Annotated in this window: 10 protein-coding genes; 3 read left to right on the top strand and 7 right to left on the bottom strand. The window is 36.9% G+C overall.

Annotated elements, in window-relative coordinates:
• Positions 1-107: 107 nt before the first annotated feature.
• The 3 genes from ABC371_RS15540 to ABC371_RS15530 all read right to left on the bottom strand — a co-directional run bounded on the left by ABC371_RS15540 (position 108) and on the right by ABC371_RS15530 (position 3,063).
• Entirely contained in the window at positions 108-680 is a 573-nt protein-coding gene (locus tag ABC371_RS15540; protein ID WP_412897603.1) for an isoprenylcysteine carboxyl methyltransferase family protein, read from the bottom strand.
• A 1-nt stretch (position 681) separates the two neighbouring features.
• The gene (locus tag ABC371_RS15535; protein WP_412897602.1) at positions 682-1,770 is read right to left on the bottom strand and encodes a type III polyketide synthase; all 1,089 of its coding nucleotides are present in this window, start codon (positions 1,768-1,770) and stop codon (positions 682-684) included.
• A 213-nt stretch (positions 1,771-1,983) separates the two neighbouring features.
• On the bottom strand, positions 1,984-3,063 hold the full coding sequence (locus ABC371_RS15530) for a PRK06851 family protein (RefSeq protein WP_412897601.1): 1,080 nt from the start codon (positions 3,061-3,063) through the stop codon (positions 1,984-1,986).
• A gap of 558 nt (positions 3,064-3,621) precedes the next feature.
• Here ABC371_RS15530 and ABC371_RS15525 point away from each other — a divergent pair.
• The 3 genes from ABC371_RS15525 to ABC371_RS15515 all read left to right on the top strand — a co-directional run bounded on the left by ABC371_RS15525 (position 3,622) and on the right by ABC371_RS15515 (position 6,009).
• Positions 3,622-3,777 (top strand): cytochrome c oxidase subunit 2A, encoded by a 156-nt coding sequence (locus ABC371_RS15525; RefSeq protein WP_136378003.1) that lies wholly within the window; start codon positions 3,622-3,624, stop codon positions 3,775-3,777.
• Between the two features lie 109 nt (positions 3,778-3,886).
• The gene (locus ABC371_RS15520) at positions 3,887-4,357 is read left to right on the top strand and encodes a cytochrome c oxidase subunit II (RefSeq protein WP_412897600.1); all 471 of its coding nucleotides are present in this window, start codon (positions 3,887-3,889) and stop codon (positions 4,355-4,357) included.
• Complete coding sequence (locus ABC371_RS15515; protein WP_412897599.1) at positions 4,357-6,009, top strand: b(o/a)3-type cytochrome-c oxidase subunit 1; 1,653 nt, start codon at positions 4,357-4,359, stop codon at positions 6,007-6,009. The genes ABC371_RS15520 and ABC371_RS15515 overlap by 1 nt, the downstream gene beginning before the upstream one ends.
• 42 nt (positions 6,010-6,051) lie before the next feature.
• Here the strand turns inward: ABC371_RS15515 and ABC371_RS15510 are convergent, their stop codons facing one another.
• The 4 genes from ABC371_RS15510 to ABC371_RS15495 all read right to left on the bottom strand — a co-directional run bounded on the left by ABC371_RS15510 (position 6,052) and on the right by ABC371_RS15495 (position 11,040).
• Positions 6,052-7,569, bottom strand: a complete 1,518-nt coding sequence (locus tag ABC371_RS15510; RefSeq protein ID WP_412897598.1) for a carboxypeptidase M32 — start codon at positions 7,567-7,569, stop codon at positions 6,052-6,054.
• A 16-nt stretch (positions 7,570-7,585) separates the two neighbouring features.
• Positions 7,586-9,517, bottom strand: coding sequence for an ATP-dependent DNA helicase (locus ABC371_RS15505; RefSeq protein ID WP_412897597.1), 1,932 nt, complete (start codon positions 9,515-9,517; stop codon positions 7,586-7,588).
• Between the two features lie 116 nt (positions 9,518-9,633).
• Positions 9,634-9,819 (bottom strand): hypothetical protein, encoded by a 186-nt coding sequence (locus ABC371_RS15500; RefSeq protein WP_412897596.1) that lies wholly within the window; start codon positions 9,817-9,819, stop codon positions 9,634-9,636.
• Between the two features lie 78 nt (positions 9,820-9,897).
• Positions 9,898-11,040 (bottom strand): THUMP domain-containing class I SAM-dependent RNA methyltransferase, encoded by a 1,143-nt coding sequence (locus ABC371_RS15495; protein WP_412897595.1) that lies wholly within the window; start codon positions 11,038-11,040, stop codon positions 9,898-9,900.
• Positions 11,041-11,099: the final 59 nt, after the last annotated feature.

Below are 11,099 nucleotides of genomic sequence, written 5' to 3'. Positions count from 1 at the left end.
ACCAATTGTTAGAGATACAAATAATGTAAGCATCTTTTCACCAGCTTTCAACTGATAGTGATAATTATTTTCATCTACCAATTAGTGTATCACAGTTTTCATTGTTTTCAATCTTTTTTTATTGGTTTCATACCATTTAGATGTAGTCGGCTGCGAGCTACTCCAGACTGTTGATATTCCTCATGGATACTTAATGCCCGTTCTTCAACTGGAATGCGGATAGACATCATCACAAAGTTAAGCAACGAAAAGATCAATCCGGTATAATACGCCTGAAATAACAAAGGGATTAAAATGAACTCAAGAGCGACAATGATATAATTCGGGTGTTTGACATATTTATACGGACCTTTAGTCTGCACCTGACTTCCCCGCAAAATCATAATTTTCGTATTCCAAAACATCCCCAGGGAATGAAGCGCCCACACTCTTCCAAGCTGGGTTAATGCAAATAAGAAAAATAATATCGGATACAACACCGATAATTCTTTTTCACCATAGACAACCTCAGTAATAAGAGATACAAAAAATAAGCCATGGATAAGAACAATATATTTATAATGCCCATGTCCAACCTCATACCCACCTTGAGATAAAATCCATTTTTCATTTCGTTTGGCAATCCGCAGTTCAATCAGTCTCTGAGCAATTACTAGACCAATAAAAATCCAAAATATCATCCTATTTCCTCCATTGTAACAGGACTAATTCAGAGCTAAACCCTGGCCCTAAGGCAATAACTAGCCCATAATCGCCTTCTTTTCCCAGTTGATTCTCCATAAACTCCTTTAAGACATAAAGCACTGTTACTGAAGACATATTTCCTTGCCTGCGCAACACTTCTCTTGCGATCACTGTCATCGAACTCGGAAGTTCAAGGGAAGCCTCGTATGCATCCAAAACCTTTTTCCCACCGGGATGGGCAATAAAATGCTTTATATCATTAATAGAAAGTTGATTTCCATGTAAAAATGCCTCCACATTTCCCTTCAACCATGACTTCACTATGCTAGGAATATCTTTTGAAAAAATGACGTGTAGTCCTGAATTTTTAATATCCCAGCCCATTACATCCTCTGAATCTGCCATTAAGGTCGATTGCGCTGAAACAAAGGACGGACAAATAGGAGTTGCCGCATGATACTCCACTTCATCGCCAGCAATGCAAACACATGCCGTACCATCAGCAAATAATGAAGTTCCAATTAAATTGCTTTTCGTGAAATCATTTTTTTGAAAAGTTAAGCTACAAAGCTCGACTGCGAGGACAAGGACTTTTGCTTTCGGATACGCTTTACAATAATCAAACGCCCTCGCTAAGCCAGATGCTCCTCCAGCACACCCCAGCCCCCAAACTGGAATTCGCTTAGTATGTGGTTGGAACTCCATCTTGTTCATGATTCTCGCTTCAATACTTGGGGTTGAGATTCCTGAGCTCGAAATAAAAAAAATGGTTTCAATCTCTTCAGGATTTATCTTTTTCGCAAGCATTTGTTGATTCGATAAACAATTATGAATAGCTTCTATCCCATATGTAATTGCCTTTTCAATATATGTATTATTTTTATCCTCAAAGCTATGTTCTTTTCCATACCAGTCCAATGATTCACTGAAATATCTTTCTTCAATTTCACTATTAGCAAATACCTTTATGAGCCGATCAATATCTGGAAAATGTTCATAAAAGAGGTCTTTAATAAATTCAGTTGTCTTCATTTGATTGATTTTATTTGGTGGATTGCATATACCTATCGAAATTACTTTAGGCATGGAACGCACCCTTTCTCTAAACGTCATCTATAGGTTACTTTTTCCATTTTTTGAATAAGTATGCAATAAGAAAAATAGGCGTAAAAAAAGCCTTCCCAGTTAACGGGAAAGCTCACGTTTCAAAGGAGTTATTTTGTTGTTGTGCATTAATAGTATAACTCAAATTTTTCAAACATTCACTAGTAAAATTTTGGTTTGCAAATACTCTTCAAGCTATAATAATGTCGTGATGAGTTCCTCACGTTTTTTGTCGATTGCTTCAAAGTCCATTGCCGCTTTGTAGTATTCCTCAAGCTTGTCGTGAAGTCGTTTTGCCTCACTTAAAAAGTTTGTGCCGATTGTCATCTTATTTTTATATTCAAGGTTTAACTCTTCGATTTCCTTTTTAAACGTGTTTTCAATTTTTGGATCCATACATAATGCAAACATATCAACAACTTCATCCTGCTCCCGGAATGGGTCGACAACATGAGGAGCTGTACCATCTACAATTGACACACTTAGTTGTGGAATAATAATCATATCAATGCTTTTCGGATCAAAAGCACAATGGAAATACTCTACTGATAGACCATGTTGTTCGGCGTGCTTTCCTACCTTTTTCATCAATGTTGACTTTCCGCTTCCCGGTCTTCCTTTAATAATATAACGTTTTTCATATTCTTCGGTAATATTATCGATAAAATTCACCGCCCCCTTTGGTGTTGCTGCACCAAAAAACCGTCTCCGTATTGTCGGGTAATTTTCCGCTTCAAATGGCTTGCTAAAAATCGTATCAATTAAATTTTGAAGGACTGCATCTGCCTTTTTAAAGCTCATGGAAGAGACATAAATATCCTCACGCTTTAAATGAATTTTCTTTGCTTCTGCAAAAGTCTTATAAGCATTTTCAAAGTTCTTCGAGATATCATCTGTTAGTTCGATGATTTCATTCTTATATTGAATTAAGTATTCATCATTGCGATACTTCCCAAGGTCTATTACCTTCTCGACAACTCCTGGGTATCTAGGCTCGATAACATGTGGTGCCGTACCGTCTACAAATCCTAATTTTCGTTCTGGAATCACAATTCCATCTATAGAGTGATTGTCTGAAGAACAGTGTAAGTATTCGAGGTCATAGCCTTTATCCATGAATACAAGACCGATTTTTCGCATGAAGGTAGATTTACCTGTACCTGGTCCCCCTTTTAATATATAAAGAGTTTCCAATCCCTTCAATGCTTCATCATACAACGAGTAAAAACCTACACTTGAATTGGTACCTGCATAATAATTTTTTATTCTTGCCATATAAACTACCTACCTCCTTGTAGACATTCGCCTATCTTTAGACTATGGCACAGGTGCAATACGTGTGATTATAAATAAAAAAATTTTTCACTTTGTCACCAAGGAAGATGGTTTAGCAATATAATGACGATTTGATCGAGACGTAAAAAAATCACTATTCAAAAATAGTGATTAAGAGGACTTCTGATCGTTTTTCTGAACATGAATATTGATTTGCGTAATTACACTATTTCCACATTTAAAACATCTTTCTTTGTTATTTAGTAAAAGTGAATGGCATCTTGAACAATAGTATCTGATCATTTACACACTTCCTTTTTCATATAGATTATGTTTCCGTTTCCAAGACTGTTATTCGTTTTGTCACAAATTATTCAAATATTTTTCTAACCTATTGTGATAAAAATCACTGTTTTACTAGGTTTTCACTATTAATATAGTGATTAGATTAGGAATGAACAATTTGTGAAAAGCTCAAAATCGTCTAGATTTTAACAAATTGTTTTGTATGATGAAAATGTAAAAAGTTTCATAAACGCTTGAAGGGGGTCGTGATGAATGGCTAAGACACAGCTTACTAAGACAAACCAAAAAACAAAAATTGAAGATGAAAAAACTTCTTTAAAAGGAACATTAGCATCTGTATTATTACTTGGACTTTTCTTAATTTTATCTTGGTTAGGTGTCTATTTCTTGTTCTTAGATCGGGTGTAGTAATACTTCCCGTTAGGAATTCGAGGCAAGTCTTCATAAGAGTGGCTTGTACTATTTTATGAAAAAACATAAAGAAAAAGAATGTGAAAATTTGAAAGGGGAAGAAGCCATGCATTTGCATAAATATGAAAAAATATGGCTCATTTTTGGTATTGGAATCCTTTTTGTGTTCCTAGGAGTTGTTGGTGTTGGAGCGTTCGCAATGGGGCATCAGCCAGCAAGTAGCATTAAAACAATTGATCCAGAAAAAGTTGCTGAAACGGCACCGTTTGATAATCCTGGACTTGTTCATATTGAAGGAAATAAATATGAATTAAACCTTGTTGCTGAAGCATTTGCTTACACACCTAACACTATCCAAATTCCAAAAGATGCAGAAGTAACAATTAATGTAGCAACAAAAGATGTAGTTCACGGCTTTTCAATTGCCGGCACTAACGTCAATATGATGGTTGAGCCAGGATATGTGAGCAGCTATACACAAACATTTTCTAAAACCGGTGAATTTTTAGTGTTATGTAATGAATATTGTGGAGCTGGGCACCACTTAATGATGGCAAAAGTTGAGGTGACCGAATAATGTTAAATTCAAATGTCAAGGTAGACAAAAAAGATGCTAAACTAGCAATGGCACACTTTTATGTAGCCTTTATTGCTTTATTTCTTGGTGGTACTGCTGGATTACTTCAGACACTTGTTCGTTCAGGTAAATTTACATTACCTGCAGGTATTGGCTATTATCAATTATTAACCGTTCACGGAGTTTTATTAGGACTTGTTCTTACTACATTTTTTATAATTGGATTCTTATTTGCAAGCATTAGTAAAACGGCAGGTACCCTTTCAGCAAAGGGCCGTTTAGCAGGCTGGATTGGTTTTTGGACAATGACTATTGGTACTGCTTCCACAGCAACTACCATCCTTTTAGGTGAAGCATCTGTTCTTTATACATTTTATGCTCCCCTACAAGCACACCCATTCTTTTATATTGGACTTGCGCTTGTAGTAGTAGGTAGCTGGATTGGTGGATTTGCAATGTTCTCCCATTTTGGAAAATGGAAAAAAGCAAATCCTGGTAAAGTTACACCTTTATTAAGTTTCATGGCTATCATGACAATGATTTTATGGTTAGTTGCAACACTTGGTGTTGCTGCATCCGTGCTTATTCAATTTATTCCATGGTCATTTGGTTGGGTTGAAACAATCGACGTCCTTATCAGTAGAACATTATTCTGGTATTTCGGCCACCCTCTTGTATACTTCTGGTTATTACCAGCATACATGGCATGGTACGTTGTTATTCCAAAGGTTATCGGGGGTAAAATTTTCTCTGATGCACTTGCAAGATTGTCATTTATATTATTCTTATTATTCTCAATTCCAGTTGGATTCCACCACCAATTAACTGAACCTGGAATCGATCCAAATTGGAAATACTTACAAGTTGTTTTAACTTTCATGGTTGTTATTCCATCTTTAATGACTGCATTCTCATTGTTTGCATCATTCGAACTATACGGAAGATCAAAGGGCGCAACAGGTTTATTTGGTTGGTTTAGAAAGCTTCCTTGGGGAGATGCTCGTTTCCTAGCACCATTCGTTGGTATGTTATTCTTTATCCCTGCTGGTGCAGGAGGTATTATCAACGCAAGTCACCAGATGAACCAAGTTATTCATAATACAATTTGGGTAACAGGACACTTCCACTTAACCGTTGCAACAACCGTCCTGTTAACATTCTTTGGAATTGCCTACTGGTTAATTCCACATCTAACTGGACGTGTAATGACAAAAGCGATGAACAAGCTGGCAGTTGTTCAAACAATCGTATGGACAATTGGTATGACATTCATGTCAACAGCTATGCACTTTGCGGGATTACTAGGAGCTCCTAGACGTTCTGCTTTCTCAACTTATGGAGGTTCTGCCCAAGCAGCAGAATGGGTTCCATATCAAATAGCACAAGCAATTGGTGGCTCTATTCTCTTTATAGGAATCATCCTAGTTCTTGTTATTTTTGTTAACCTAGCCTTCTTTGCACCAAAAGGTGAAACTGAATTCCCTGTCGGTGAAGTGGCCGAAGAAGCAGAAAAAACACCAATGATTCTAGAAAACTGGAAGCTTTGGGTTGGTGTCCTAGCAGTATTAATCTTAATCGCTTATACCATTCCATTTGTTGATATGATTCAAAATGCACCACCTGGAGCTAAACCATTCAAACATTTACTATAAGTAAAAAAGCTACGCAACTTAAGTTGCGTAGCTTTTTAAATTTTATAATTTGTAAATCGCACGATATTTTTCATCTAAGTACTGGATTAAATAGTCTGCATTTAATCCTTCACCTGTCACGTCTTTGATGATTTCCAATGGCTTCTTAAGCCTTCCATATTGATGAATATGTTTCGTTAACCATTCTTTAATTGGATTTAAGTTCCCCTCTTCTAAAAGATCATCAAAGTTTGGGATATCCTTTAACATGGCATGTTTAAATTGAGCCGCATACATGTATCCAAGTGCATAAGACGGGAAATAGCCGAAGCTACCACCTGCCCAATGGACATCTTGTAACACCCCTTTTGCATCATTCTCAGGACGAATGCCCAAATACTCTTCATATTTCGCATTCCAAATTTCTGGTAGGTCCTTTACTTCAATCTCATCATTAAAAAGGCTTTTTTCAATTTCATAACGGACCATGATATGTAATGGATAAGTTAATTCATCCGCTTCAATTCGAATAAACGATGGCTTTGATTCATTGATTGCTCGGTAAAAATCTTCAACTGAAACTTGATCAAACTGACCACTAGCATATTCTTTTAATAACTCAAAGTTATTTTTCCAAAGTGGTAGACTTCGACCGACAATGTTTTCATAGAATAAGGACTGAGATTCATGGATTCCCATTGAAGTTCCTTCTGCAAGGTTTGTACCAACTAAATCTGCGGAAATATTTTGCTCATAAAGGGCATGACCACCTTCATGGATGGTACCAAAGACAGCTGTTCTAAAGTCATTTTCCACATAATTTGTTGTTACACGTACATCCCCTGGATTTAATCCGGTTGCGAATGGGTGAACTGTTTCATCTAGACGGCCAGCGTCAAAGTCGTAACCCATTTTCTTAAGAATTTCAAGGCTAAAATCACGTTGGTTTTCCTTTGGAAATTCTTTAAATAAAAATGACGTTTCCGGCTTATTCTGTGACTCAGTGACAGCTTTAACAAGTGGCACGATTTTTTCTCGTAATTGAGCAAATACTTGATCGACTACTTCCACTGTTATTCCTGGTTCGTACATATCAAGTAATGTGTTATATTTGTTGCCCTCGTATCCCCAGTAGCCAATAAATTTTTTCGTAAAATCGACAAGTTTTTCTAGGTACGGACGAAACATTTCAAAATCAGATTTTTCTTTTGCATCCTCCCAAACGGATTCTGCTTTAGATTGTAAAATAATATACTCACGGAACTCATCCGCTGGAATTTTTTTATTTCGTTCAAAGTCTTTTTTACATTCTTCTACGACTTTCTTCGTAATTTCATCAAGTTGTTTTTGTGCCTCAGGAGTCGTTAATTCGTTTAAATAGGCCTCCATTTCGGTAGAAGTTGACATAGCAAAAACCTCTGATGAAAGCATACCAATTACTTCAGATCGTTGCTCTACTCCCTTTTTCGGAGCACCCGTACGTAAATCCCAGTACATTACCCCAATTGCCTCATTATAGCTTGTCATTTTTTTAACTAAATTAAGAAAAGCTTGCTCAGTTTGTTGTAGTTGTTCTGACATTTTTCGTCCTCCCCCTCTATATTATATCAACCTTTGTCGGTAGAACATTTTTAATGTTGTCAATGACAAGGTTACTTGTATTATCTTCTACAAAAATACTGACAGTTCCTGCATCTTCACTTGAACGAATCAAACGACCGATGCCTTGTCTTAGTCTTAATAGCATATATGGAAGATCAACCTTCTCAAATGGTGATTCGACTCTTTTTCTTTTTGCTTGAAATACAGGATCATTTGGCGGGAATGGCAATGACCAAATGATGACATTCGATAAGGAAGGTCCAGGAATATCAAGCCCTTCCCATAAAGAAGTGGAACAAAGTATGCTGTGTTCATCATTTTGGAACGTGGACACAAGCCTACTTATTTCTTGATCCCCTTCAAAGAGAATTGGGTATTTTTCCGTGATGCAGTTCTCTTTAAACATTTGCAGTTCTTCCTTAGAATTAAATAAAAGAAGAGCCCGGCCTTCTGACTTTTCAATTTCATCCCATGCAAATTGAAATTTTGAACGGAACAGATCCTCATTAACATGAAACACAGGCATCTGAATCCTCATCTGATTTTCATAATCAAATGGGGATTCAACCGAAAACGATTGATAGTTACTAATTCCTAAGCTCTTTGCAATATAATCAAAAGATTTATTTTCAGATAAAGTAGCCGAAGAAAATACAAATGGGATCTTTTTTGAAAACACGTTTTCCGCTAAAATGGTTTCCACAGCTTGTGGCATAATGACTAGTGTGTAGCTTTCACTATCTGCCTCCCCCCAGCAAATGGCATCATTTTCTTCACCGAAGAGTTTTAATGAATATTCCATTTGATCTAAATATTCATCAACAATATGTAATTCGTATTGATCAATTGTATAAGTCTCTGCTTCGAACACTAGATTATTGCCAATCTCCACAATCATCTGATGAAGTTTATTTGCATCAGCAATTAAGTTCGCGGTTCGAACAATATCCATGCGTGCAGATCCCTCAACTGTTTGACTTTTTTCTCTAAGACATTTATAAAAATGGTCATTTTGCCAAATCGTATCTTCTATTAATTGCGCAAATTCTTCACGAACATCGTTTCCTAATAGCCTTGTTAACAAACTTTCTAAAGTCGTTTCCTGAACACGATAGGTTAACGCTTTTTGCGCAGAGAATTCAAGTAAATGACCTTCATCAAAAACAACACAACTACTCTCAGGTAAAAAGGGAAGTTGTCCTTCTCTTTTTCTGGCTTCCATTGTCCACACATGCTCCATATAAAAATCATGAGAACAAATAATTAAATCAACCGCCTTACGATAATGATCTCTAGATAATGTGAGTCCACAACGATGGCGCAAATCACATGAAAAACAATCCTGAAAGCTATCCCATGCGACAGTTTTCCATTCCTCATCTGTAAGCTCAGAATATGTTTTTCGATCCCCGTAATGATGGAATGTTTGCATAGTCGAATGACTGTGAACAAATTCTGGTAACTCCTTATAAATTTGTGAAATTTTCTCATTTGTTGTTCGACGTGTGGCATGATCCAACTTTTGTAGACAAAGATATTGATCCTGTGCCTTTGCAAGACGAACATCAATATTCAAATTTAATGCGTCAGCGATTTTTGCAATGTCTCCTTCAGGCTTCACGAGCTGTTCAATTAACGACTCGTCTGCACATGAGATAATCGCCGGCTTTCTCATATATCTCGCATAACAAATTGCATATAACAGATAAACAATTGTTTTACCAGTACCTACACCTGCTTCTGCGAACACAATTGATTTTTCCTTGAATGCTTTTTCTAGCTGAAATGCCATATATATTTGCTCATCACGAAGCTCAAAGCCTTTTTCTGGAAGGATGTCGTAAAACACATCACCGATCCATTCATTTAATTTATCAAAAAAATTTTCATTTCTGGATATTTGAAAGGGTAACCCTTCTCCAATCATCTGTAAAACCCCCAAAATCAAGGTACGCGCCAAATTTTAATTATCTACTAGTGAAGGAACTAAGTCAATATGAAAACAAGAAAACCCGCCGTAGCGAGTTTCCTTGTGATATTCGTTCATTCACTTTTATATCGTAATAAATCAACATCAATGGAAGTTGAATGAGACATTGCATGGAGTAGGTCATTTTTTGCTTGAACAATGGATTTAAGTGGATCAAGTTCTTCCCCTATCTCATTTTGAAGAGTCCGATATGTATCATTCAACGCATCTTGAATTTTTTTGAAATCTAGGTAATTCATTACTCATTCACTCCTGAATATTTATAGACACCAATAAAGTATATGTCCTTTGGAGTTGAACTATTCATGAAATCAAATTTAACGGTCTCTAGGTGGTCTCTTACCCCAATACTGATAATAGTCAGTCCGAATAAATCCGTTAAACAACTTACGTTTTTTCGTTGCAGGCTTGCCGTATATTTGTTCGAAATCAGGATGTGAAGTTAGCATATAGACGGACCATGTATCAAATGGACGAAGGGCCTCCCCCATACTGCGATACATTTCCTCAACGGCCTTTTTTTCACCAAGTCTTTCCCCATAAGGAGGATTTCCGACAATTACACCGTATTCCTTTGTTGTTGTAAAATCTCGAACCTGCATTTGTTTAAACTGGATCAAGTCTGAAAAACCAGCTTCCTCTGCATTATCCTTTGCGATTTGGATCATTCGGTGGTCAATATCAAAACCGCTGATATCAAGTGGCTGATCGTATTTAGCTAAATCTTCAACCTCTTGGCGTGCTTCATCCCATCGTTGTTTTCCAATCCAATTCCATTCCTCAGATACGAAATCACGGTTAAAACCGGGAGCAATGTTTTGCCCGATTAATGCAGCTTCTATTGGTATCGTTCCTGAACCACAAAATGGATCAACAAACGGTCTCTCCGGTGTCCAGTTCGTTAACATGACTAAAGTTGCGGCTAATGTCTCTTTTAACGGTGCCTCCCCTTGGTCGACCCGGTAACCACGTTTATGTAGCCCGACCCCACTACAGTCGATTGTGAGTGTTGCGACGTCTTTAAGTAAAGCTACCTCGATTCGGAATAATGGACCGGTTTCCTCAAACCAGCCTGATGTTTTGCGGTAATGCTTCTTAAGGCTTTCAACGACTGCTTTTTTTACAATACTTTGACAATCTGAGACACTAAAAAGTTTTGATTTTACTGATTTCCCAATAACCGGAAACTCTGCATTTTCTGGAAGTAAATCTCCCCAATTTAGGGCCTTTGTTTTTTCGAATAATTCATCAAAGGTTGTGGCTTTAAATTCTCCAACTTTTAGCTTGATACGGTCTGCAGTTCTTAACCAAAGATTACTACGGCAGATAGCTTGTTCATCAGCATCAAATGTAACCTTCCCGTTTTCAACTGTACATTCATAGCCTAAATCCCGTACTTCCTTTGCAACTATTGATTCAATCCCCATCGCTGCAGTAGCAATAAGTGTTACTTTACCCATTCACGTTCACCCTATCTATGTACAATCATTTTTATAGTAAAAGAATAAAGAATCTCAAC

The sequence above is a fragment of the Bacillus jepli genome (assembly GCF_047238305.1).
In the GTDB taxonomy this organism is placed as follows: Bacteria; Bacillota; Bacilli; order Bacillales; family Bacillaceae_L; genus Ferdinandcohnia.
This window is presented reverse-complemented; position numbering and strand designations above follow the sequence as displayed.

What these genes read in the sequence shown, in the direction of transcription:
- ABC371_RS15540 (WP_412897603.1), bottom strand. Translation starts at nt 680, where the DNA reads ATGATATTTTGGATTTTTATTGGTCTAGTAATTGCTCAGAGACTGATT.
- ABC371_RS15535 (WP_412897602.1), bottom strand. Translation starts at nt 1,770, where the DNA reads ATGCCTAAAGTAATTTCGATAGGTATATGCAATCCACCAAATAAAATC.
- ABC371_RS15530 (WP_412897601.1), bottom strand. Translation starts at nt 3,063, where the DNA reads ATGGCAAGAATAAAAAATTATTATGCAGGTACCAATTCAAGTGTAGGT.
- ABC371_RS15525 (WP_136378003.1), top strand. Translation starts at nt 3,622, where the DNA reads ATGGCTAAGACACAGCTTACTAAGACAAACCAAAAAACAAAAATTGAA.
- ABC371_RS15520 (WP_412897600.1), top strand. Translation starts at nt 3,887, where the DNA reads ATGCATTTGCATAAATATGAAAAAATATGGCTCATTTTTGGTATTGGA.
- ABC371_RS15515 (WP_412897599.1), top strand. Translation starts at nt 4,357, where the DNA reads ATGTTAAATTCAAATGTCAAGGTAGACAAAAAAGATGCTAAACTAGCA.
- ABC371_RS15510 (WP_412897598.1), bottom strand. Translation starts at nt 7,569, where the DNA reads ATGTCAGAACAACTACAACAAACTGAGCAAGCTTTTCTTAATTTAGTT.
- ABC371_RS15505 (WP_412897597.1), bottom strand. Translation starts at nt 9,517, where the DNA reads ATGATTGGAGAAGGGTTACCCTTTCAAATATCCAGAAATGAAAATTTT.
- ABC371_RS15500 (WP_412897596.1), bottom strand. Translation starts at nt 9,819, where the DNA reads ATGAATTACCTAGATTTCAAAAAAATTCAAGATGCGTTGAATGATACA.
- ABC371_RS15495 (WP_412897595.1), bottom strand. Translation starts at nt 11,040, where the DNA reads ATGGGTAAAGTAACACTTATTGCTACTGCAGCGATGGGGATTGAATCA.